General features: G+C 64.7%; 18 protein-coding genes. 4 read left to right on the top strand and 14 right to left on the bottom strand.

The window, feature by feature from the left end:
- The first annotated feature begins 1 nt into the window (after window position 1).
- The 3 genes from addB (at window position 2) to trxA (ending at window position 7145) form a co-directional block, all read left to right on the top strand.
- Window positions 2–3181 (top strand): double-strand break repair protein AddB, encoded by a 3180-nt coding sequence (gene addB, locus AC6CIG_RS21090; protein ID WP_127710530.1) that lies wholly within the window; start codon window positions 2–4, stop codon window positions 3179–3181.
- Complete coding sequence (addA, locus tag AC6CIG_RS21085) at window positions 3171–6740, top strand: double-strand break repair helicase AddA (RefSeq protein WP_127710528.1); 3570 nt, start codon at window positions 3171–3173, stop codon at window positions 6738–6740. Before addB ends, addA begins: the two co-directional genes overlap by 11 nt.
- Window positions 6741–6821: 81 nt before the next feature.
- Complete coding sequence (trxA, locus tag AC6CIG_RS21080; RefSeq protein WP_018098665.1) at window positions 6822–7145, top strand: thioredoxin; 324 nt, start codon at window positions 6822–6824, stop codon at window positions 7143–7145.
- 73 nt (window positions 7146–7218) lie between these two features.
- On the opposite strand, the gene AC6CIG_RS21075 is transcribed toward trxA, so the two are convergent.
- The 14 genes from AC6CIG_RS21075 to AC6CIG_RS21010 all read right to left on the bottom strand — a co-directional run bounded on the left by AC6CIG_RS21075 (window position 7219) and on the right by AC6CIG_RS21010 (window position 22928).
- The gene (locus AC6CIG_RS21075; RefSeq protein ID WP_018098666.1) at window positions 7219–8562 is read right to left on the bottom strand and encodes a bifunctional folylpolyglutamate synthase/dihydrofolate synthase; all 1344 of its coding nucleotides are present in this window, start codon (window positions 8560–8562) and stop codon (window positions 7219–7221) included.
- A 15-nt stretch (window positions 8563–8577) separates the two neighbouring features.
- Window positions 8578–9492 (bottom strand): acetyl-CoA carboxylase, carboxyltransferase subunit beta, encoded by a 915-nt coding sequence (gene accD, locus AC6CIG_RS21070; protein WP_018098667.1) that lies wholly within the window; start codon window positions 9490–9492, stop codon window positions 8578–8580.
- 53 nt (window positions 9493–9545) lie between these two features.
- On the bottom strand, window positions 9546–10385 hold the full coding sequence (gene trpA, locus AC6CIG_RS21065; protein ID WP_018098668.1) for a tryptophan synthase subunit alpha: 840 nt from the start codon (window positions 10383–10385) through the stop codon (window positions 9546–9548).
- A 5-nt stretch (window positions 10386–10390) separates the two neighbouring features.
- The gene (gene trpB, locus AC6CIG_RS21060; protein ID WP_018098669.1) at window positions 10391–11611 is read right to left on the bottom strand and encodes a tryptophan synthase subunit beta; all 1221 of its coding nucleotides are present in this window, start codon (window positions 11609–11611) and stop codon (window positions 10391–10393) included.
- A 24-nt stretch (window positions 11612–11635) separates the two neighbouring features.
- On the bottom strand, window positions 11636–12283 hold the full coding sequence (locus AC6CIG_RS21055) for a phosphoribosylanthranilate isomerase (protein ID WP_127710526.1): 648 nt from the start codon (window positions 12281–12283) through the stop codon (window positions 11636–11638).
- Window positions 12284–12520: 237 nt separating this feature from the next.
- A complete protein-coding gene (locus tag AC6CIG_RS21050; RefSeq protein WP_127710524.1) occupies window positions 12521–13276 on the bottom strand; it encodes a M48 family metallopeptidase in 756 nt (251 codons plus the stop codon).
- 88 nt (window positions 13277–13364) lie between these two features.
- Window positions 13365–13790, bottom strand: a complete 426-nt coding sequence (locus tag AC6CIG_RS21045; protein WP_026169010.1) for a DUF2852 domain-containing protein — start codon at window positions 13788–13790, stop codon at window positions 13365–13367.
- 149 nt (window positions 13791–13939) lie between these two features.
- Complete coding sequence (gene phaZ / locus AC6CIG_RS21040; protein WP_018098673.1) at window positions 13940–15214, bottom strand: polyhydroxyalkanoate depolymerase; 1275 nt, start codon at window positions 15212–15214, stop codon at window positions 13940–13942.
- A 265-nt stretch (window positions 15215–15479) separates the two neighbouring features.
- Entirely contained in the window at window positions 15480–16496 is a 1017-nt protein-coding gene (locus AC6CIG_RS21035; RefSeq protein WP_127710522.1) for a zinc-binding alcohol dehydrogenase family protein, read from the bottom strand.
- Window positions 16497–16542: 46 nt separating this feature from the next.
- Complete coding sequence (locus tag AC6CIG_RS21030; RefSeq protein ID WP_127710520.1) at window positions 16543–17517, bottom strand: ABC transporter permease; 975 nt, start codon at window positions 17515–17517, stop codon at window positions 16543–16545.
- A gap of 33 nt (window positions 17518–17550) precedes the next feature.
- A complete protein-coding gene (locus AC6CIG_RS21025) occupies window positions 17551–19104 on the bottom strand; it encodes a sugar ABC transporter ATP-binding protein (RefSeq protein ID WP_127710518.1) in 1554 nt (517 codons plus the stop codon).
- A gap of 112 nt (window positions 19105–19216) precedes the next feature.
- Window positions 19217–20206 (bottom strand): ABC transporter substrate-binding protein, encoded by a 990-nt coding sequence (locus AC6CIG_RS21020; RefSeq protein ID WP_018098677.1) that lies wholly within the window; start codon window positions 20204–20206, stop codon window positions 19217–19219.
- A gap of 106 nt (window positions 20207–20312) precedes the next feature.
- A complete protein-coding gene (locus AC6CIG_RS21015; RefSeq protein ID WP_127710516.1) occupies window positions 20313–21332 on the bottom strand; it encodes an aldo/keto reductase in 1020 nt (339 codons plus the stop codon).
- Window positions 21333–21392: 60 nt separating this feature from the next.
- Window positions 21393–22928: a UxaA family hydrolase gene (locus AC6CIG_RS21010; RefSeq protein ID WP_164866957.1), complete on the bottom strand. Its 1536-nt coding sequence runs from the start codon at window positions 22926–22928 to the stop codon at window positions 21393–21395.
- Between the two features lie 137 nt (window positions 22929–23065).
- Here AC6CIG_RS21010 and AC6CIG_RS21005 point away from each other — a divergent pair, with 137 nt between their 5' ends.
- Entirely contained in the window at window positions 23066–23944 is an 879-nt protein-coding gene (locus tag AC6CIG_RS21005; protein WP_127710513.1) for a GntR family transcriptional regulator, read from the top strand.
- Window positions 23945–23970 lie beyond the last annotated feature (26 nt).

Raw genomic sequence — 23970 nt, 5'->3', positions numbered from 1 at the left:
GGTGCCCGGACATCCGAACGTCTTCACGATTCCCGCCGGCCTGCCTTTTCTGAGGACGGTCGCGGAAAGGCTCTGCAGTGGCGAGCTGACCCCGGGCTTCCGCTACGATCCGGCGCAGCCGCTGGCACTGGCCGGTGTGACGATCTTCGTGCCGACCCGGCGCTCCGCCCGCGTGCTGCGCTCGGAGTTCGTCGATCTGCTCGGCGGCCGATCGGCCATCCTGCCGATGATCCGGGCGCTCGGCGAGACCGACGACGACAGCGGCTTCTTCGACGCCGAGGTGCCGGCGATCCTCGACCTCGCGCCGCCGCTTTCCGGAACGGCAAGGCTCATCGAACTCGGCCGTCTCATTCTCGCCTGGCGAAACCGCCTGCCCCAGGTGGTCCTCGACATCCACGCGGAAAGCCCGCTGATCGCGCCGGCAAGCCCTGCCGACGCCATCTGGCTCGCGCGCAACCTCGCCGAACTCATCGACGCGATCGAGACCGAGGAACTCGACTGGGAGGCCCTCGACGGACTCGACGGCGGCGAACATGCGCTCTGGTGGCAACTGACGCTCGCCTTCCTCAAGATCGCCCGCACCTACTGGCCGGAGCGGCTGGCGGAACTCAAGCACTCCTCGCCCGCACGCCACCGCAATGCGGTGCTGAAGGCCGAAACCCAGCGTATCGCCGCCGGAAAAGTGAGCGGACCGATCATCATCGCCGGTTCGACCGGTTCGATCCCGGCGACGGCCGCCCTGATCGCCGCGGTCAAGGCGCTGCCGAACGGTACGATCGTGCTCCCGGGCCTCGACGGATCGATGAGCGATGCGGAGTGGCGGCTGATCGCCGGAGAGACCCCCGGCTCCGGCGCTTCTTCAAGGGGCCCGGCAAGCCGCACCCACCCGCAATATGGATTTCACCGTCTGCTCAAGCGCATGGGCATCGAACGCGGCGACGTGCCCGCCCTCGCGAGCGCTGCCGATGATCTCGATTATCGCAGCGCGGTCCTGTCGCGGGCGCTGTTGCCCGCCGACGCGACGAATGTCTGGATGGAGGCCCGCCAGAGCTTCGATGCGGATAGACTCCTGTCCGCCTTTGCGGATGTGGCGCTGATCGAAGCGGCGAACGAACGCGAAGAGGCAACCGCCATCGCGATCGCGCTTCGGCTCGCGCTCGAAGCCCACGAGGAGAGCCAGGCGGCGCTCATCACCCCCGATCGAGGGCTTGCGCGTCGCGTCGGCACCGAGCTTGCCCGCTTCGGTATAGAGGCGGACGATTCCGCCGGCATTCCGCTCTCGGCGACGCCGGCGGGCGCACTTGCCCGGCTGCTCTTGGAAGCGACGCTGAGGCCGGACGATCCGGTTGCCCTGGTCGCACTTCTCAAGCATCCGCTGGCGCGCTTCGGTCAGACGGCAGAGGGTGCGCGCCGAGCCGCGGACGTGCTGGAGCTCGCGGCCCTGCGCGGCGGCACCGATGCGGCCGACATATCGTCCTTGGAGGGGGTCATCGACAAGGCGCTCGACAGGCAGAAGACCGACCGGCACCCGCCGCCCTGGAGGGCCGGTATCGGCCCCGACGACATCGCCATCGCGCGCGCACTCGCACGCCGAATATCCTCGGCGGTCGGCCCCCTGGCCAGCACTCTCTCTGCCGATCCGCAAACCGGCCGTCACCGCTCGGCCGTGCTGCCCCTTTCGGATTGGGCGGAGCGTACGGGGCGCGCTCTGGAGGCGGCCGCCATCGACGAGCAAGGCAACCTTGGGGCGCTCTGGGCTTCGGAAGCCGGCGAAATATTGGCGACACTCCTCAGGGGCATCATCGAAACCGATGGTCAGATGGAGGCCGACGGGCCGCAATGGTGCGACATTCTCGAGGCGCTTGCCGCAAGCGAAGCCGTCAAGCCGCGATCGATGCGCCATCCCCGCGTCTTCATTTTCGGAGCGCTTGAATCGCGCCTGCAAAGCGTGGACCTGGTGGTTCTCGGCGGCATGAACGAGGGCACCTGGCCGGGGCAGACGTCGAACGATCCGTTCCTTTCGCGAACGATGAAGGCGGGTATCGGACTGGAGCCGCCGGAGCGGCGAATCGGCCAGCTCGCGCATGATTTCCAGATGGCCTGCGGCACCCGCCGGCTGATCCTTTCGCGCTCCATGCGTCAGGGATCGGCGCCGACGGTGGCTTCCCGATGGCTGCAGCGCCTTCAGGCGCTCGTCGGCAAGAGGCTGACGGAACTGCTCAAGGCCAATGGCGCCGACTATCTCCACTGGATGCGCATTCTCGACCAAGGCGAGCGTCAGCCGTTGTCGGACCGGCCGGAGCCGAAGCCTCCCGCGGAGCTGCAGCCGCGAAAATATTCCTTCAGCGAGGTGACGCGCCTGCGCCGCGATCCCTATGCCGTCTACGCGAGGCGCATTCTCCGGCTGGAACCGATCCAACCGTTCAACCGCGATCCGGGGGCGGCGGAACGCGGCCTGCTTTATCACCGGATCGTCGATCGCTTCGTCAAGGGCGGCTTCGACCCGGCGACATGCGAGGGCGAGGAAGCGATGATCCGCCTCACCGACGAGGCTTTCGACGAGGAGAAACTGCCTGCGCATATCGACACCATCTGGCGGCCACGCTTCCAGGCAGTCGGAAGGGCGTTCCTCGAGTGGGAACGGGAGCGCCGGCACGGCATTGTGAACTCGTTCACCGAGGTTCCGGCGGCGATGGATCTCGGCATCGGAGATATCCGGCTGACCGGCATCGCCGACCGGCTGGATCGCCTGGCGGACGGAACGATCGACATCATCGACTACAAGACCGGATCGAGCCCCTCGCCCAAAGAGGCACGGGCACTTCTCGACCCGCAGCTGGCGCTCGAGGCGGCAGCGCTCAGGGCCGGGGCATTCCGTATGATCGGGCCGGCTCGGCCGCACTCCCTGCGCTATGTCCGGCTGAAGCCGGGCAGCCGGTTTGCCGTCGACACCGTCAACAACGAGGGCGCCCGTTCGAAGGAGACGAAATCCACCGAACAACTGGCGGACGAGTCGCTCGTCGAGCTCCGGAAGCTGCTTTCCGCGCTTATGAGCGGCAGGTTCGGTTTCGCCTCGCGCCTGATCGTTCAGAAACAGCGCGACTACGGCGGCGAATACGATCATCTGGCGCGCGTCGCCGAATGGGCGACCGCGGATGGCGAGGACGACGATGAGGAGTGATGCGACAGGCCCGGAGGAGAGAACCCCCGAGGGGTGGCTCGACTGGACGACGCAGCGGCAGGCGCTCGCCTCCGATCCCGCGCGTTCCGCCTGGGTTTCCGCCAATGCCGGCTCCGGCAAGACGCATGTGCTCACGCAGCGCGTCATCCGGCTTCTGCTTGCGGGCTGCCGGCCGTCCGCCATCCTCTGCCTGACCTACACGAAGGCGGCCGCTTCCGAGATGTCGAACCGCGTGTTCGAGAAACTCGCCGAATGGGCGACCCTCGACGATAGCACCCTCGAAAAGCGCATAGAGGCGATCGAAGGCAAGCGGCCGCCAACGGCCAAGATCCAGGAGGCCCGCCGGCTGTTCGCGCGCGCCCTGGAAACCCCGGGCGGACTGAAAATCCAGACGATTCATGCCTTCTGCGAGGCGCTTCTGCACCAGTTCCCGCTCGAGGCCAATGTCGCGGGGCATTTCTCCGTTCTCGACGACCGCGCAGCGGCGGTGCTGCTCGCCGACGCCCGCAGGGCTCTCTTGACCGCCACGGCAGCGGCAAGCGACCGGGAACTGGCGGAGGCCTTCGCCACGGTCCTCGATCTTGCCGACGATACCGGGCTTGAAAAGCTGCTTGCGGCGATCGTCGCCAACCGGGCGCCGATCCAGGCCTTTCTCGATCACGTCTCCGGACGCGGCGGGATGGACGCGCATCTGCGGGCGGCGCTCGGCCTCGATCCCGGCGAGACCACCGAGACGGCCATGGCCGCGGTCTGGCCGCTGGCGGGACTCAATGGCCCCGCACTCGATGACTATATCGACCTTGGATTGCGCCTCGGCGGCGCCAAGCCCTCTGCCATCGCAGAAGGCTTGCGGGCCGTCCGCGCGATCGAAGATGTCACCGCCCGCTATGCCAAACTCGTGGAACTCTTCTTCAACGGCGGCGGCAAGCCCAAGGCGGAATCGGCCTTTCTGAACGCCGCCATGCGCCGTGCAGCGCCGCAGCTCGAACTCAGGGTGGAAGAGGCGCGCAGCCACATGCTCGCCTGCGTGGACCGCCTGAGCATCGTCCAGATGTACGGGGCGACCCGCGCCGCCCTCATTCTCGCCGAGAGGCTCAACCGCGACTACGAGGCGCTCAAGAAGGCACGCAGCCAGCTCGATTTCGAGGATCTCATCAACCGCACGGCGGCACTGCTTGCCCGAAGCGACGTCGGCGCCTGGGTGCACTACAAGCTGGATCAGGGGATCGACCATATCCTCGTCGACGAGGCGCAGGATACGAGTCCTGCGCAATGGGCGATCATCCAGTCGCTCGCGGCGGATTTCTTTGCCGGCGAAACGGCGCGCGCGGATGACCGAACGATTTTCGCCGTCGGCGACGAGAAGCAGTCGATCTACTCCTTCCAGGGAGCCCGGCCGGAGCGCTTCTCGCGCGAAAGCACGTTGACGGAGCGGCGGGTGCGCGCGGGCAACAGACACTTCAGCCCCATCCGCCTGCAGCTTTCTTTCCGCTCGACGGTGGACGTGCTCTCCGCCGTCGATACGGTCTTTGCAAATTCCGGGAATGCGAGAGGTCTGAGCGCTCGGAGCGAGGCGATCGTGCATGCGTCGAATCGGATCGGCCAGCCGGGCGCCGTCGACCTCTGGGATGTGATCGCGCCCGAGCCGGCGGCTTCGGAAGAGGACTGGACCGCTCCTTTCGACGCGACGCCCGAGCGCGCGCCGGTCAACATCCTCGCCCGGCGCATTGCGGCGGTCCTCGAGGATTGGATCGGCCAGGAGACGGTGATCGAAAAAGGCGTGCGCCGAGCCATGCGGCCCGGCGACGTCATCGTGCTGGTGCGCAAACGCGACGCCTTCGTCAATGCCCTGACGCGCGCCCTCAAGCGGCGGGGCAATATCCCCGTCGCCGGCGCGGACCGGCTGGTTCTGACCAGCCATATCGCCGTGCAGGACCTGATCGCGCTCGGCCGGTTCGTGCTTCTGCCCGAGGACGATCTGTCGCTCGCGGCACTGCTGAAGAGCCCGCTCCTCGGTTTTGCCGAGGAGGATGTCTTCGAACTCGCCGCACGGCGGACAGAGGGCGAAAGCCTCTGGCGACGGCTGCGTCAGGCGGGCGCGGAGGAGACGAGCCGTTATCACGGAGCGGTCCGCACGCTTTCGCGTTATGCCGGCCTGGCGCGGGAACTGCTGCCGCACGATTTCTATGCCCGCGTCCTCGGCGCCGATGGCGGACGGCGTGCCTTCCTGGCGCGGCTCGGCAGCGAAGTCAGCGATATTCTCGACGAATTCCTCACCTTCGCTCTCGATCATGAAAGGAGCGGTCTGCCGGGCCTGCAGGCTTTCATCTCGACGCTGGAGATCGAAGCGCCCACGGTCAAGCGCGAACAGGACAAGGAACGCGACGAGGTTCGCGTTATGACCGTACATGCCGCCAAGGGCCTCGAGGCGCCGGTCGTCTTCCTGGTTGACGGCGGCGGTGAGGCCTTCGTCCGCCAGCAGGTCTCGGACCTTCGCTTCGTGGAGAAAACGCAGGCCGATCATTCCGGGCTCACGGTCCCGGTCTGGCGCGCGCCGGGTTCTACGCCGAACTCGCTCATCGCCGCCGACAACGAGCGGCTGAAGAAGCTCGCCGAGGAGGAATACCGCCGGCTCCTCTATGTCGGCATGACGCGCGCAGCCGACCGCCTGATCGTCTGCGGCTATCGCGGACAGCGGCAGAACACCGACACCTGGCATTCGATGGTGCAGGGAACGCTGGCACAGGACCTGAAGGGCCGCGGAACGCCGAGGCTTTTCCGCGCCGGAAGCGAGGAGTGGCAGGGCATTGCCTGGCGCGAAGCGCATGTGCCGCGCGACCTCCCGACGTCCGAAGGCGGATCCGAAGAATCGCAACGGCAGACAGCCGGCTTGCCGACGGCGCTTTTCACGCCTCCGGCCGCGCCGCGGCGGCTGCCCCGGCCTCTTGCCCCGTCCGGCACGACCATCGCAATCGACGTCCCCGACGGCGAAGCGATCGTCGGCTCGGCCCTTTTCGCCGGGAAGAGCGCGCCGAATTTCTCGATGCTCCGCGGCGCGATCCTGCACCGGTTGCTGCAGGTTCTTCCGTCGGTCGACGGCCGCGAGCGCCTGGCCGCGGCGGAGCGCTATCTCGCCCGTTCCGTGCCGCGCTGGCCCGAAGCCGAACGGCGCGCACTTGCCGGGAACGTCATGGACGTGCTCGACCATGCGGATCTGCAACCGCTTTTCGGCGAGCACAGCCGGGCGGAAGTCTCCGTCATGGGGACGCTGAAGCTCGGGACACGCGAATTCGCCGTATCGGGCCGTATCGACCGTCTGGCCGTCACCGGCGACATGGTGACGATCGCCGATTACAAGACCAACCGCGAAATCCCGGAATCGCCGGAAGAGATCGCGCCGGTCTACAGAAACCAGCTCGCGATCTATCGGGAAATCCTGAAACCTCTTTACCCCGGCAAGCGTTTCCGATGCGTGCTGATCTTCACCGAAGGCCCGGCGATCCGGGTACTTCCCGAGCCGATGCTAGACAGGAGTCTTGAAGAGCTCGCGACAAAGTGAGATACACGATATTGAAAATCCGGTGGCGATGCCTCACATGAGACACAACATCTGGACACTGCCATTCCGAAGGAGCACCCGATGGCTACTGTGAAAGTCGATACTTCCAATTTTCAGAAAGAAGTTCTGAACTCGGCCGAACCGGTCGTCGTCGACTTCTGGGCGGAATGGTGCGGCCCGTGCAAGATGATTGCGCCGAGCCTCGAAGAAATCGCAACCGAGCTTGCCGGCAAGGTCAAGGTCGTCAAGCTCAACATCGACGAAAACCCCGAACTCGCGGCGCAATACGGCGTCCGTTCGATCCCCACGCTCGCCATGTTCAAGGGCGGCGAAGTCGCCGACATCAAGGTCGGCGCCGCACCGAAGACGGCGCTCAGCTCCTGGATTTCGAACGCGGTGGCTTGATCCGCCAGGACTTCAATCCGACAATGCGAAGCCCGGCCTAGCCGGGCTTTTTTTCGCCTGAAATCGTCGTGATCTAGCGCGGCGGCGTGCCGTTTTCCGCGAGCACGTCGCCGACCAGGTAGAGGGAGCCGCCGATCAGCACGCGCGGCGGCACGGGGTCCTCGTCGGTGAGTTCCGCGATCTGCCCGAGCGCTTCGGCGACCGAGGAGGTTGCATTGGCCTCGAGCCCGGCTGCGGCCGCATCGGCGGCCAGCGCCAGCGGGTCCAGTCCCGCGTCGGACCCGTGCACCGGCACGGTGAAGACCTGTTCCGTCAGATCGAGGAAAGCCTTGAAATAGCCGATCGGTTCCTTGGTATTGATCATGCCGATGATCAGGAAGAGCGGTCGCGGGTCGCGCTCCTCGAAGGTGGCCATCGCCTCGGCAATGACGTGGCCGGCGCCCGGATTGTGTCCGCCGTCGATCCATATCTCGGCGCCCGGCGGGCAGAAATGCGAGAGCCTACCGCCGGGGAGGCGCTGCAGGCGCCCGGGCCACTCGACGCCGGCCAGCCCTTTCTCGATGGCCGCCTCGGGAACATCGAAACCGGCTGCCCGAACGGCACGGATCGCCGCCGCGGCATTGGCATATTGATGCCGGCCCGGCAGGCGCGGCAGCGGCAGATCCGCAAGGCCGTTCTCATCCTGGAAGATCAGCCTGCCGAACTCCTCATGCGCCATGAAATCCTGTCCGTAGACGGATATGGGGCAGCCGAGACGTTCGGCGGTCGCGATCAGCACATTGCGTGCGCCCTCTTCCTCCTGGTGGCCGATCACCACCGGGCAGCCCCGCTTCATTATCCCCGCCTTCTCCGCAGCGATCAGTTCGACCCGGTCGCCGAGATAGGCCTGATGATCGAGCGAGATCGGCATGATCACGGAGACGGCCGGCCGGGCAATGACATTGGTCGCGTCATATCGTCCGCCGAGGCCGACTTCTATGATCGCGACATCGGCCGGATGCTCCGCGAAGAGCAGGAAAGTGACCGCGGTCAGGATTTCGAAGACGGTGATCTTCTCACCGCCATTCGCTTCGGCAACGCGCCGTACGGCATCGGCAAGCACGGGGTCGCTGACCAGGGCGCCCTTGCCGCCCTTTACACCCAGGCGATAGCGCTCGTGCCAATTCACCAGATGCGGCGACGTGTGGACATGGACGCTGAGGCCCGCGGCCTCCAGGATCGCCCGGCAGAAGGCCGTGACCGAGCCCTTGCCGTTGGTGCCGGCCACGTGGATGACCGGCGGCAGGCGCTCGTGAGGATTGCCGAGGGCGGCAAGCAGCCGCGTGATCCTGTCGAGCGAAAGGTCGAACCCTTTGGGATGCAGGGCGAGAAGCTTCTCGATCTCCTGCGCCGCCTCGCTGACCTGTGTCGCCGTCATGATGGTAGCCCTAATCTAGGCGCTCGCGGCCACCGGCAGCGGGGCCAACTCCGTCGCGGTATCGCGCTTGACCGCCTTGGCCGGCTTCTTCATCAGAATGTTGAGAACGCGCGCGAGCGTCTCCGGGATGTCGTGGCGCTTGACGACCATGTCGACCATGCCATGCTCCAGCAGATATTCCGAAGTCTGGAAGCCATCGGGAAGCTTTTCCCGCAGCGTCTGCTCGATCACCCGCTTGCCGGCAAAGCCGATTTCCGCGCCTGGCTCGGCCATGTGGATATCGCCCAGCATCGCATAGGATGCGGTGACGCCGCCGGTCGTCGGGTTCGTCAGGACGACGATATAGGGAAGCCCCGCTTCCTTGAGCATGTTCAGGGCTACGGTCGTGCGCGGCAGCTGCATCAGCGACAGGATGCCTTCCTGCATGCGAGCGCCGCCCGAGGCCGGGAACATCACCAGCGGGCACTTCTCCGCTATCGCGCGCTCGAAGGCCTTCACGATCGCTTCGCCCGCGGCAATGCCCAGCGACCCGCCGATGAAGTTGAACTCATGCGCGACGGCGACGAGCTTGATGCCCTGGACCTGGCCGAGGCCGGCAACGATCGTGTCATCGAGTTCGGTCTTGGCGCGGCTGTCGCGCAGGCGATCGGAGTATTTCTTCGAGTCGCGGAACTTGAGCGGGTCCTGCGCCACCTTGGGCTGCGGGAAGGCCTCGTAGATTCCGCCGTCGAAGAGATCCTTCAAACGGGCCTTCGCCGGCATCTTCATGTGGAAGCCGGATTGCGGGATGACCCATTTGTTCTCTTCCAGATCGCGATGGAACACCATCTCGCCCGTTTCAGGGCACTTGATCCAGAGGTTCTCCGGAACTTCCCTGCGGCCGAGCATCGAGTTGATCTTCGGCCGAACGTAGTTTGTGATCCAGTTCAATTAAGCAGTCTCCTGAAGATTTTCCTTCGGCTTGTGCGCGTCAATATGGGCAATTATTCGGCTGCAGCAAGCCGTGCCGCCCGTACGCCGGCCGCAAGCCCCCTGACGAGCGCTTCGACGCCCGGGACCGTCGCTTCCGTTGCCTGGCCTTCTTCGGTCAAGCTCGACGCGATCTGATTGACGATCGCCGTGCCGACGACGACGCCGTCTGCGGATGCGCCGATGGCGCGCGCATGGTCGGCGGTCTTCACCCCGAAGCCGACGCAGACAGGCAAGGGCGTATGCGCCTTGATGCGTGCGACCGCTCCGGCGATCAACGACGGATCGGGCAGCGCCGAGCCGGTGATCCCGGTCATCGACACGTAATACACGAAACCCGACGTGTTTTCGAGAACCTTGGGCAGGCGGCGATCGTCCGTCGTGGGCGTTGCCAGGCGGATGAAGCTGATGCCCTTCTCAAGCGCAGGAATGCACAGTTCGTCGTCCATTTCCGGCGGCAGGTCCACGACGATCAGGCCGTCGACGCCGGCCTCGAGCGCGTCCTCCAGGAACCGCTCGACGCCATAGATATAGATCGGGTTGTAATAGCCCATCAGCACGATGGGGGTGCGCTGGTCCTCCGCCCGGAAGAGCCGGGCGAGCTCCAGCGTCTTGGCGAGCGACTGCCCGGCCTTCAGCGCGCGCTGGCCGGCGAGCTGGATCGCCGGTCCATCGGCCATCGGGTCGGAAAAAGGCACGCCGAGTTCGATGATGTCGGCACCCGCCTGCCGCAGCGCCTTCATGATCGCCAGCGACGTTTCGAAATCCGGGTCGCCGCCCATGAAATAGGTCACGAGAACCGGGCGCCCCTCGGCCGCCACGTCGGCGAACCGTTGCTCCATGCGTGCGGTCATGATCTTTACTGCCCCATACCGAGAATTTTGCCGACGGTGAAAATGTCCTTGTCGCCGCGACCGGAGAGATTCATCAGGATGATCTCGTCCTTGCCCATCTTCGGCGCGCGCTTGATGACTTCGGCAAGCGCATGGGACGGTTCGAGCGCCGGGATGATGCCTTCGAGCCGCGTCAATGTCTGAAAGGCCTCGAGCGCCTCATGGTCCATGATCGGCACATATTCGACGCGGCCGATGTCGTTCAGCCAGGCATGTTCCGGTCCGATGCCCGGATAATCGAGCCCGGCCGAGATCGAATGGCCTTCCTTGATCTGGCCGTCACCGTCCTGAAGAAGATAGGTGCGGTTGCCGTGGAGCACGCCGGGCGAACCGGCGGTGAGCGAAGCGCAGTGCTCGTCGCCGTCGAGCCCCTTGCCACCCGCTTCCACGCCGACGATCCTGACGCCCTCGTCGTCGAGGAACGAATGGAAGATGCCGATCGCATTGGAACCGCCGCCCACGGCAGCGACCACGAGATCGGGAAGCCGGCCTTCGGCTTCGAGGATCTGCCGCTTGGCTTCCTCACCGATGACTGCCTGGAAGTCGCGCACCATCTCCGGATAGGGATGCGGGCCGGCAGCCGTGCCGATCAGGTAATAGGTGCTGTCGACATTGGTCACCCAGTCGCGCAACGCCTCGTTCATGGCGTCCTTGAGGGTGCCGTTGCCGGCGGTCACCGGCTTCACCTCGGCGCCGAGAAGCTTCATGCGGAAGACGTTCGGCGCCTGCCGCTCCACGTCGGTCGCACCCATATAGACCACGCAGGGCAGGCCGAAGCGCGCCGCGACCGTCGCCGATGCCACTCCGTGCTGGCCGGCGCCGGTTTCCGCGATGATGCGGGTCTTGCCCATGCGCTTGGCGAGCAGGATCTGACCGATGCAATTGTTGATCTTGTGGGAGCCCGTGTGATTGAGCTCCTCGCGCTTGAAATAGATCTTGGCGCCGCCGAGTTCGGCCGTCAGGCGCTCGGCGAAATAGAGCGGGCTCGGCCGGCCGATATAGTGGGTGCCGAGATTTTCGAGCTCTGCCTTGAAGGCCGGATCGTTCTTCGCCCTCGCCCACTCATCCTGGAGATCGAGGATCAGCGGCATCAGCGTCTCGGCGACGAAGCGCCCGCCGAATATGCCGAAACGGCCCTCTTCATCGGGTCCGGACCTGAAGGAGTTCGGTTTAGGCGGTTGATTCACGTCTTGCTCCCTGATCGCGGCCGCTCAAGCTTCCGCCCGGCGGACCGCTTCGAAAAACGCTTCCATGAGCGTCAGATCCTTTATCCCCGGCGCGCTTTCGACTCCGGATGATGTATCGATGGCGCGGGCGCCGGTCAGCGCAAGTGCGTCTTCGATGTTGCTCGCGTTCAATCCACCGGAAAGCATGTAATCGACGCTTCCGTCAAGCGCGTCGAGAAGCCGCCAGTCGAAAGAAATCCCGTTTCCGCCCGGCAGATCGGAACCAGCCGGAGGCTTCGCATCCAGGAGAAAACGGTCGACGATGTCCACATAGGGATCGATCCGCTCCAGATCGGAGGCCTCACGGACGGCAAGCGCCTTCATCACCGGAAGACCGTAAAGCGCCTTGATGGCAAGGACCCGCTCCGGGGTCTCCGAGCCGTGAAGCTGGAGGACGTCGGGGGCGAGCGCCGAGACGATCTCGTCGAGACCGTCATTGTCCGCATCGACCGTGACCGCAACGATCTTCGCGCGCCCGCGGGCGCGCGCGGCAAGGCGGCCGGCATCGTCCGGTTCGATGTTGCGGGGGCTCTTGGGAAAGAAGATGAAGCCCACGTGGGAAGCGCCGAGCGCGACGGCACGTTCCACGGCCTCGGCCGTCTTCAAACCACAGATCTTCACTTCCGTTTTCATGGAAAGCGACCTTGCATGAAATGCCGCCCGAGTCGAGCAAAACCGTTGCGCGCCAGCGGCCAATCTTAGGAAGAGGGGGGCGGCGGGCATCCGGTGTTTTTCGGGCGAACCAAGCCGGCACCCTCCTCCGCCCTTCCTGCACCTTTTCGCCGCAAGCGGAGCGACGGGATAAGCCGCATGCCTCCCAATTTCCCTCTCCTCGCCTGCGGGGTGAGGGGCCCTTCGGCCACGCTCGATCTACCCGAAATCGATCGCGTGCAGCATCGTACCGTTGCGCTTGAGCCAGTGCCTGGCGTCCTTCGTTTCCGGGCACAGGCTCTCGCATAGCGCCCAGAAACGCGGTCCATGGTTCATTTCCTGCAGATGGGCGACCTCGTGTGCCGCGAGATAGGCGATCACCTTCGGCGGCGCCATGGCAATCCGCCAGGAAAAGCTCAAATCGCCCTCGGCGGAGCAGGAACCCCAGCGGCTGCGGGTGTCCTTCAGGCTGAGGGATCGTGCCCTGCTTCCCGTCCTGCCGGCATAGACGGCGACCAGGCGTTCGAGTTCGCTGCGGGCTTCCTTCTTGAGATAGTCGGCGATGCGCCGGCGCAGATGCTCCTCGGCACCGCCCACTCTGAGAACCGCCTCCTCGCCGATCACGAGCGCTTCGGTCAAGCCGCGCAGGCGGCCCGTTCTCTCGATGCGGTGCGCGACGCCGCGAACAAGGATGGTACCGCCGTCCTCGATCTCGCTTTCTCCGGAAAAGCGGGCAAGCTTGGTCATCAGCCAGCCCTGGTGCCGGGTGAGGAAGGCGCTGACCTCGCGCTCCGGCAGGCCTTCCGGTACGGTGAGCTTTAACGCTCGCCCTCCGGGCTCGATGCGAAGCGTCATCCGCGTCGCGCGCGCATTTTGCCGAATGGTCAGGGGAAGGACCTTGCCGGCGACCTCGATGTCACGGACGACATCAAGGGGCGGTCCACTGCCACGGCGCCGCTTGAGAGATGAAAACATGAGGCCGTTCTAGCCGATTCGCAGGGGACTTGGCAGATGGACGAGCGACATCCGGCGTTTCACATGAAACACCGGATGCCTTGCGGGATCAGCTCGATTCGAAGCCGGCTTCCGGACCGGTGCGGCCGTTCTTGCGTTCGCGCATGAAGCGGTCGAATTCCTCCTGGTCCTTGGCACGACGGAGTTCGCGTACATAGCCGTCGAATTCCTCGCGCATCTCGTCAAGCTTGCGGCGCTCCTCGTCGAGACGGGCAAGTTCCGCTGTCCGCCAGTCGTCGAAGGCGACATTGCCGGTACGATGATGTGCCCAATGTCCCCGGTGGTTCCGTTTGAAGCCGGCACACATGCGATCCACTCCTTCATTGGCGTCCTTCTTGAACGCCCTCAGCTTGTCGCCGAAGAGGATGTAGGCGAGCATTGCCAGGCCGAGCGGCCAGAACACAATGAAACCCAGCACCATCAATGCAATGGTCGCGGGCGTCCAGTCCGGACGGATCAGTGCAGATTGGTTCATCTTCAGGATTCCTCGCAGTCGGCGGGCCGCCCTTCGCGGCCCGATGAAAACGATGTGGGAAAGCCACGGCCCCGGCGCAAGACATTGCATCAAGGAATCGGACAACCCCCTGACTTTCCTCCGGCAAATCGAGCGCTCCGATGACTCGCTCAGGCCGATTTGCCACCCTTGATGAGCTGTTTGACCGGCTCCGCATGGCGTGAATGCCGGCGCTGGAAGGCGACGATGCGCGGTGCGATCTCGCGGCGGAAGCGCGAACCGTTGAAGACGCCGTAATGGCCCACATCGGGCTGCATGTAGTGCTGCCGCATCGAATCGGGAATGCCGGTGCAGATCGTCTGCGCCGCCCTGGTTTGGCCGAGGCCGGAAATATCGTCGTTCTCGCCCTCGACGGTCAGCAGCGCCACGCGCCGGATCGCCGTCGGGTCGACCCGCTTGCCGCGGTGCATCATCTCGCCCTTGGGCAGCGCATGTTGCATGAACACCACCTGCACGGTCTGCAGGTAGAACTCCGCGGTCAGATCCATCACCGCAAGATATTCGTCGTAGAAGTCCCGGTGTTTTTCGGCCGCGTCGCCATCGTTCTTGACCAGATGGGCGAAGAATTCCTTGTGGGCGATGAGGTGCCGGTCGAGGTTCATCGACATGAAGCCGGAGAGCTGGAGGAAGCCCGGATAGACCATGCGCATGAAGCCGGGCTGCGGCCACGGAACCGGCATGACGACATTGTCGCGGAACCACTCGATCGGCCGTTCCTTCGCAAGCTCGTTGACCGCGGTGGGGTTGATGCGTGTGTCGATCGGCCCGCCCATCAGCGTCATCGTCGACGGTGCGAGGGGATCCTCCGCCGCCTCCATCAGCGCAACGGCCGCCAGAACCGGAACGGCCGGTTGACAGACCCCGATCACATGCGCATCCGGCCCGAGGAAATGCAGCATCTGGATGACGTAGTCGATATAGTCGTCGAGATCGAAGGTTCCCTCGCTCAAGGGAACCATGCGGGCGTCGATCCAGTCGGTGATGTAGACGTCGGAATGGGGCAGCAGTGCTTCCACCGTTCCGCGCAACAGCGTGGCGTAGTGGCCGGACATCGGCGCAACGATCAGGACTTTCGGATCCGGAGTGCGGTCCCTCGGCAGGCTGCGTTCGAAATGGATGAGATTGCAGAACGGCTCCCGCCAGACGATCCTTTCGCGGACCGGCACGGGCTGCCCATCGATCTCGGTTTCCGCAAGGCCGAATTCCGGCTTGCCGTAGCGGCGGGTGGCACGCTCGAAAACTTCCAGTCCTGCGGCCGCGGCGCGTCCGAAATAGGTATGTGAAACCGGATTCATCGGATTGCTGAAGGCCAGCCGCATGGCGTCTGCCGCCGTGCGCCACGGCGCCATCATCGCATGGTTCATCTCATAAAGCTGGTAGAACATGGGCGCGTATCCCTTGTCTCAAATCAACGAAAACGCCGCTCCCAGTCCGACGCCGGAGCGCCTCCTCAGGAAACGGTTGCATCGGTTTCCGTCGGAAGCGTAGTCACGAAGAGTAAGATCGTTTCACCGGGACGGCGAACGATCTAGCTTGCGGTTGTTGGTCTCTGGTGTCCGCAATCGCTGCTACACTAGCATTTTTCTTGTGCAGCGCAACAAACCCGCCCCTCACTTTTTGGGGAAGGACGTGCGCGCGGAACGAGGCCTCTCACCCGTCGCTCACAGCCACAACTGCCTTGACGAGCCCTGACTTGTCGTGAGCCCAGCGGGGAAGATCGCGGACGAGGTCCTCGAGCGTCGTGCGGTGGGTGACGAGCGCCTCGATCGGAACAAGCCCCGCCGCAAGCGACCGAATCACGTGATCGAAGTCCTCGCGCGTAGCGTTGCGGCTGGCGACGAGGGACATTTCCCGCTTGTGGAATTCGGGATCCGAGAAACGGATCTCCTCCTTGACCACGCTGACGAAGACGAGGGTGCCGCCGTGGGCGACATGGCCAAACGCCCCTTCCATCGACCGGGCGTTGCCGGTAGCGTCGAAGACAACGTCGAAACCCTCCCCACCCGTCGCCTGCGCGAGCGCCGCATCGTCGCCCGCCAGGATTCCGGGCGAAAAGCCGAGCTTGTCCGTGGCGAAGGCCAGGCGCTCCTCGCTCGTGTCGAGCAGCCGTACGTCGTGGCCGGCAATGCGGGAAAAGACGGCCGTCCCCAGTCCGATCGGTCCGGCACCTATCACCAGCGAACGGTCGCCGCGGCCAGCCGCCGAGCGCCGGACGGCATGGGCGCCGATCGCAAGGAACTCGACCGCCGCGGCGGCTTCCGGCGAAAGGCCTTCGGCCGAATAGAGGTTCTGCTCGGGCATGACGATTTCTTCGCAGAAGGCGCCGTCGGTGTGAACGCCGAGGACGCGGATCGCCGTGCAGCAGTTCGGCCTGCCTTTGCGGCAGGCGATGCACTCCCCGCAGGAGAGATAGGGGTTAACGACGACGAGCGTCCCCGGCGCGAGCCGGGTGCCGGGGCCCCCTTCGATCACTCTCGCAGAGATCTCGTGGCCCATCACCCGCGGATATTCGAGAAAAGGATGCTTACCCTCGAAGATATGATAATCGGTACCGCAGATCCCGACGCGGCTGACGGCAAGGCGCACCGAGCCGGTTGGCGGTGCCTCGGGCCCGCTGCGGGCGATGAGCGCGAGGCGGCCGGGCTCTGAACAGACGACGGCTTTCATGCGGCGCTCCGAAGATTGCTGGGGACCGGTTGCGGGCAGGCGGCCATCACCGCGCCCCCCGCCGCCGCAACTGGTCGAAATAGACGATCACGATGATCAGCAGCCCGGTGATGATGCGCTGCCAGAAGGAATTGACGTTCAGGAGATTGGCACCGTTGTTGATCGTGGCAAGGATGAAGGCGCCGAGCAGGGGACCGTGAACCGAGCCGACCGCGCCGAAAAGGCTCGTGCCGCCGATGACCGACGAAGCGATCGCCTGCAGCTCCCAGCCTTCGGCCTGCGTGGCGTTGCCGATGCCGATGCGCGAGGCGAGCAGAAGCCCGACAAAGGCGGCGCAGGTCGATGACAGGATATAGGCCAGATAGATCGTTCGGTTTACGTTGACGCCGGAAAGGCGCGCCGCCTCGCGGTTGGAGCCGACGGCGAAGAGATAGCGGCCGAAGCGGCTCAGATGCAGGAAGACGTAAGCCGGAATTGCAACGACGATCACCATCCAGAACAGACTGGGAATACCGAGGAAGTCGGCGCGTGAGAAAGTGGTGAAGGCGTCGTTGGTGATCGAGATGGTCGAGCCGTTTGTTATCAGGAGACCGATGCCGCGAAGCGAGGTCAGCGTCGCAAGCGTGATGATGAAAGGCGGCAGCCCCATGCGGACGATGCCGAAGGCATGGAAGGCGCCGATCAGCACGCCGATCGCCAGCGTCGCGATGATCGCGAGCCAGAGCGGAACCCCCGCCGCGAGCAGCCAGGCGACGATGACGCTGGTGAAACCGACGACGGCTCCGACCGAAAGGTCGATGCCGGCCGTGATGATGACGAAGGTCTGGCCTACGGCGAGAATCGCGGTCATCGCCCCCTGACGCAGGAGGTTGCTGATGTTGTTCGGCGTCCAGAAGGCATTGGTCGCCAGGCCCAGGAGCAGCCAGAGGACGACCAGCAATCCCACGAGCGTAAGACCGAACAGGATGCTGACGCCCTTCTTCGGCGTCGGTCCCGCGCTTTCAACCGTTTCCACACTCATCGCTTCCTCCCTGCGTCCTTCCTCATCCGGCTCTCAGGCGTTGATCGCCTGCGCCAGCACTTCCTCATGGCTTGCGGCCCGGTAGTCGTGGCTTGCCACAAGCCGTCCCTGCCGGAACACATGCAGGCGATCTGCCAGTTCATAGACCTCCGGCAGGTAGGAGGAGATCAGGATGATCCCTGCCCCGTTCTCCAGAAGCCGCGCAAACAGCCGATAGATTTCCGCCTTGGTGCCGACATCGACGCCCACGGTCGGCTCGTCGAAGATGAAGAGCTTCGCGCCGTGGCTCAGCCATCTGCCGATCACGATCTTCTGCTGGTTGCCGCCGGACATGGCGGAGGCAAGCACGCGCCGCGACGGCGTCTTGATCTTCAGATCCCGGATCTGACGTTCGGCATTGGAGGCCTCCTGCGCGCGGTTGATCGTCAAGCCGCGCGTCAGCCTTTTGAAAACAGGCAGGTTGATGTTGACGCCGATCGGCAGGTTGAGGCACAGGCCCTGATCGCGGCGGCTCTCCGGCGCGAGCGCGATCCCCAGGTCCATGGCCTTGCGCTCATTGGCTATCTCGACCTTTCGGCCCTGCCAGAATATCTCTCCTTCGCTCACAGTGTTGCGCCCGTAAAGTCCGAGCGCGAATTCGCTGCGGCCGGCACCGATCAGACCGTAGAGCCCGACGATCTCACCCGCCCTGACCGAGAGCGATATGTCGCGGAAACCGGGACCGGAAAGCCCGCGCGTCTCGACGATCATCTCGCCCGGCTGGAAACGTTCCTTGTGGTAGATCTGTTCGATCGTGCGGTTGATCATCAGAGCGATAAGCTCGGCCTCGTTCGTCTCGGAAATCGCGCGCGTGCCGACATGCGTGCCGTCGCGAAGCACCGAGACGCGGTCCGCGAGCTCGAACACTTCTTCCAGCCTGTGGCTGATATAGACGATCGTGACGCCCTCGCCCTGCAGCCGGCGGATCAGGCGGAAAAGCTGTGCCGATTCCTGTCGCGTGAGATAGGCCGTGGGCTCGTCGAAGATGAGGAACTGCGTACCACGCATGGCCGCCCGAGCGGTGGCGACCAGCTGCTGCTGGCCGATCGTCAGGCTGCCGAGTTCGGCATTGGCGGGCAGGTTGAAGCCGAGATCGTCAAGCACGCCCTGGGCCGCGCCGGTCATCGCGCGTTTGCGCATCAGCCCGCGCCGGTTCATCTCGTCGCCCAGGAACATGTTCGCCGCGACGCTCAGATGCGGGCAAAGCACCACCTCCTGGTGAACCGCGTTGATGCCGCGCGCGATCGCTTCGTTGGGCGTGGCCAGGTCGACTGTCTCGCCGCACCAGCGGATTTCTCCGGCGCTGCGGGCGATGACCCCGGTCAGGAGCTTGATCAGCGTCGATTTGCCGGCACCGTTCTCGCCGACGATCGCGTGGATTTCGCCGGATAGAAAGGTCATGGTCGCGGGCTTCAAAGCCTCGACCGCGCCGTAGTTTTTCTGCAGGCCGCGGAGTTCCAGGATGGGCTCGCCCTTTGGAACCGGATGGGCGCCCGCCGCCCTCACCTGTTCGTCATGACGATGGCTGACCTCTTGAAGCCCTATCATGGCATTGTCCTCCACTTCCGGGATCGCAGCGGCCGATTCCCTTCGGCCGTTGCACTGTTCTCCTGAAGGCGATGCGCAGCGCCGGTCCTACGGCGCCGCGCAATCGCGCTCGTCAGTTGACCTTCGGATTCAAAAGCGCGTCGATCTTCGGCTCGCTCATATTGGCCTTGGTGACCAGATTCGCGCCGGTATCGACATTGGCTTCGACCTTCTCGCCCTTGGAGACCGCAAGAGCCGTCTTCACGCCGTCATAGCCCATGCGGTAGGGATCCTGGACGACGAGGCCCGCCAGCACGCCTTCCTTGAGGAAGCCCACGGTCTTGTCGTCGCTGTCGAAGCCGATCACCTTGATCTTGTCGCCGAGCTTGTTCTCGGCGATCGCCTGGCCGACGCCCTGCGCCATGATCAGGTTCGAGGCGAAAACGCCGACGAGGTTGGGATTGGCGGTGATCAGATCGGTCATGATGTTGAGACCGGTCGTCGCCTGACCGTCGGCATATTTGTCGGCAACCACTTTCAGGCCCGGATATTTCGTCTTGACCTGATCGAGAAAGCCTTCGCGGCGCTGGTCGAGCGAGCCGACACCCGGCAGGCTGGTGATGATCGCGATCTCGCCCTCTTCCTTGCCGGTCGCCTCCTTGATGGCGGCGGCAAGACCGTCGGCGGCTATGCGTCCGCCCTGGACGTTGTCCGTGGTCAGGAACGAGGTGAAGGCCTTCGAATCCGCCCCGGAATCGATGCCGATCACCGGCACCGATTTGGCGGCCTCGTCGACGGGCTTGCCGAGCGCCTTGAACTCCGTCGGCGCGATCACGACCGCGGCCGGCGCGCCCGCAACGGCGTTTTCCAGGATGGTGATCTGGCCGTTGATGTCGGATTCCGACTGGGCGCCGAGCTCCGGCACGTTGACACCGAGATCCTTGCCGGCGGCGCGCGCCCCCGCAAGCACGATCTGCCAGTAGAAGGAGGTGGTGTCCTTGACGATGATGGGAATGGTGACGTCCTGCGCGAAAGAGGTCGCGGGGACCATTGCGGCGACGAAAGCGGCGCCGGCCAGGGCATTGAAGGCACGGCGTGAAAGAATGCGCTTGGCTATGCTCATCGGGTTCTCCTCAGTTACACCTTGTTCCGTTATCGACCGGGTCGCCAGGTGCATGCGGCCCGGTTGCTTATGGAGAGTGGCGGCCGCCCTCGAGGGCGGCGAAGCATCAGGCCCTTACCGCCTCCGGCCCCAGCTCGGGCGCGACAAGCGTATGGGGTTCGAAGGCCGCGTAATCTTCCGGCGCGATCCCGTAGCGGGTCAGTTCCATGTTCCGTTTCAGGCTCGACGGTTTGGCGGTTCCAAGCAGCACCGAGGCGACGTTGGGATTGGCCAGCGGGAACTGCAGGGCCGGGGCGGCCAGCGGCATGGCGCGCTGCCCGGCGATGGCTTCCATCGCCGCGACCTTGGCGCGCACCTCGTCGGTCGCCGGCATGTAATCGAAATGCGCTCCCTCGACAGGTCCGGTCGCGAGAATGCCGGAATTGAACACGCCGCCGACGACCAGCGAGGTGTGTTTCTTCGCGCAGAGCGGCAGGAGCTCGGCAACCGCGGAGCGGTCCAGGAGCGTATAGCGGCCGGCAAGCAGGATGCAGTCGATGTCGGCCCGGCGCATGACGTCGAGGCAGACCGGCACCTCGTTGACGCCGAGACCGTAGGCCGAAATGACGCCGCTCGATTTCAGCTCCTCGAGTGCTTTCACGCCGGAATCCAGAAGCTGCCGCAGGTAGACGGCGTTTTTCGCCGCGCCATGCGTGTAGCCGCCAATGTCGTGGACATAAAGTATATCGATGCGGTTGAGACCGAGACGGGCATAACTCATCTCGACCGACCGCATGATCGCGTCGTAGCCGTAGTCATAGGTGACGTCGAAGTTCAGCGGCTTGACGTAGGAAAAGTCAGGGACCTGGTTCTCGGGCACCGGATGAAGCAGGCGACCGACCTTCGTCGACAGCACGAAGCTGTCGCGCGGCTTGTCGCGCAGGAAATCGCCGACCCGTCGCTCGGCAAGGCCAAGCCCATAGAACGGCGCCGTATCGAAATAGCGGATACCCGCTTCCCAGGCGGCGTCGAGCGTCGCCATCGCCGCTTCGCGGGTGCATTCGCGATAGAGACCGCCCAGTCCCGCTGTGCCGAAACTGTATTCCGTCACCGCAAGCGCGGTCCGGCCTATCCTTCTCGTCTGCATTCCTTGTTTTCCTCCCCCAAGGATTGCCCCCTTACATGCGTCTCGCTTCGCCCCTCAGCCTTAAAGCGTCGCCCCCAGATGCCAGGGCACGAATTCGTTGTCGCCGTAGCCGAAAAGCTCGCTCTTGGTCTTTCGGCCCGAGGCGGTCTCGATGATGAGCTCGAAAATCCCCCGGCCGAGATCGGCGATCGTCGCTTCACCCGAGGCGATGACGCCGCAGTCGATGTCCATGTCCTCTTCCATGGCCCGATAGAGCGCCGTGTTGCTGGTGAGCTTGATCGACGGCGCCGGCCGACAGCCGAAACAGCTGCCGCGGCCCGTCGTGAACGCGATCACGTTGGCGCCGCCGGCGACCTGGCCGGTGGCCGAAACCGGATCGTAGCCGGGCGTGTCCATGAAGACCAGTCCGGGCTCCGTCACGCGCTCAGCATAATTGTAGACGGCCGTCAACGGCGAGCGGCCGCCCTTGGCGACGGCGCCCAGCGATTTCTCGAGAATCGTCGTCAGGCCGCCCCGCTTGTTACCCGGCGAAGGATTATTGTCGAGCGACGCGCCATGCATCGCCACATAGTCCTCCCACCAGGCGATCAGGCCGTCGAGCTTGACCGCGACCGTCTCGTTTACCGCACGGCTGCGCAGCAGATGCTCGGCTCCGTAGATCTCGGAGGTCTCGGAAAGGATCGCCGTGCCGCCGGCGGCGGCGAGTATGTCGACCGCCGCACCGAGCGCCGGATTGGCGGTGATGCCGGAAAGCCCGTCCGAACCGCCGCATTGCAGCCCCACGATGATCTCGCTGACCGGGATCGGCACGCGCCTGGCGGCCGCGACTTCCTTGGCGATCTCGTCGAGAATGCCGAGCGCGCGCTCGACGGAACGGCGCGAGCCGCCGGCCTCCTGGATGTTGAAATGCCGCTTCTCGGCCCCGGCCCCGCTCTGGCCGTAGAGCGTCAGCTGATTGACCTCGCAGCCGAGCCCGACCATCAGCACGCCGCCGAAATTCGCGTGACGCGCATAGCCGGCGAGCGTCCGGTGCAGGTTCTTCATGCCGTCGCCCGTGGACGACATGCCGCATCCCTGGTCGTGGACGATCGGCACGAAACCGTCGATGCCTTCATATTTCGGCAGAATGCGTCTGTTCGCCTCGTCCGCGATCGCGCGACAGACCGTGGTGGAACAGTTCACGCTGGCGACGATGCCGATATAGTTGCGCGTTGCGGCCCGGCCGTCCGCCCGTCGATAGCCGAGGAACGTGCGCGCTTTGTCCGCCTCGCTGGCAGCCTCCGGCGGAACGGCGGCACCAATGGCGAGCCGACCCTGATCGAAGGCAAGGTTATGCGAATGAACGTGCTCGCCGGGCGCGATGGGGGACGTGGCGCGGCCGATCGCCTGGCCGTATTTGACCACCGGCTCACCGACGTCGATCCTGCGGATCGCGGCCTTGTGGCCCGGCTCGATGCGCGCGACCGCCGACACGCCGCCGGCCAGCCGGTCGCCCGGCGCAATCGCAGCGGTGGCGACGACGACGTTATCGTCCGACGAAAGAAGGATCGAAGACGGTGCGGGCAAATCAAGCTCCTCCCGAACGGTTCCCCACATGTGAAAACACTGGTTCTGTCTTTTATCTACAATAGACAGATGTTCGTCAATGGCTATTATGGGCCCATTGCGGCAGTCGCGGAACGGGAGCCTCGACGTGCCGACACGAGAAACCCGAACCGGGCCGGATCCTCGCCATGGCGAAGCAGAACACCGTTTTCAAGGATGCCTTCAACCGCTGCCTGGAGCTGTTCGCGGAGACTTCGACGCTTCCCTCCGAACCGGAGCTCGGGCAGGCGCTCGGCGTCAGCCGCACGACCGTGCGCGCCATCCTGACGCGCTGCGAGGAACTGAGCCTCATCGCCTGGGACAAGCGCAGCAAGACGGTGCTGAGACGACCTGAGCCCTCGGACTACTTCCCGACCGCGGAGACCGATTCGCTGGCCGAAAGGATCGAGCGGAGCTTCATGCGCCGGATTCTGGCTGGCGGCGCCGAGCCCGGCATGCAGATCAACGAGCTCGAGCTTGCCCGCGAGATCGGTGCCGGAACGACCAGCGTGCGGGAGTTCCTGATCCGCTTCAGCCGTTTCGGGCTGATCGAAAAGCGGCCCAACAGCCATTGGGTTCTCAAGGGGTTCACGCGCGAATTCGCACTCGAACTGACGGAAGTGAGGGAGATGTTCGAGCTGCGCTCGGCCGCTCGCTTCGTCTCCCTTCCCGATCAGGACCCGGCCTGGGAGGAGCTGAAGAAGATCGAGGCGGTGCATCGGGAGATTCTCGCCGACATCGACAATCGCTACAGCGAATTTTCCGAACTCGACGAGCGCCTCCACCTGCTGGTGCACAAATCGTCGAGCAACCGCTTCATCATCGACTTCTACGATGTCATCGCCATCGTCTTTCACTATCACTACCAGTGGAACAAGGCGAATGCGCGTGAGCGGAACGCCCGGGCGCTGGAGGAGCATCTCGACTATATCGCCGCGCTGCAATCGCGCGATCCCACGCTCGCCGAACAGGCCTGCCGGCGACACCTGAAATCGGCGCGGGAGACGCTGCTCCAGTCGATTCCGTAGGTCACGATGACTGGAGCATTTCCATG

Source organism: Sinorhizobium sp. GQ132, from assembly GCF_059758575.1.
Note: the sequence above shows the minus strand (reverse complement) of the source record. Positions and strands in the feature narration are given on the sequence as shown.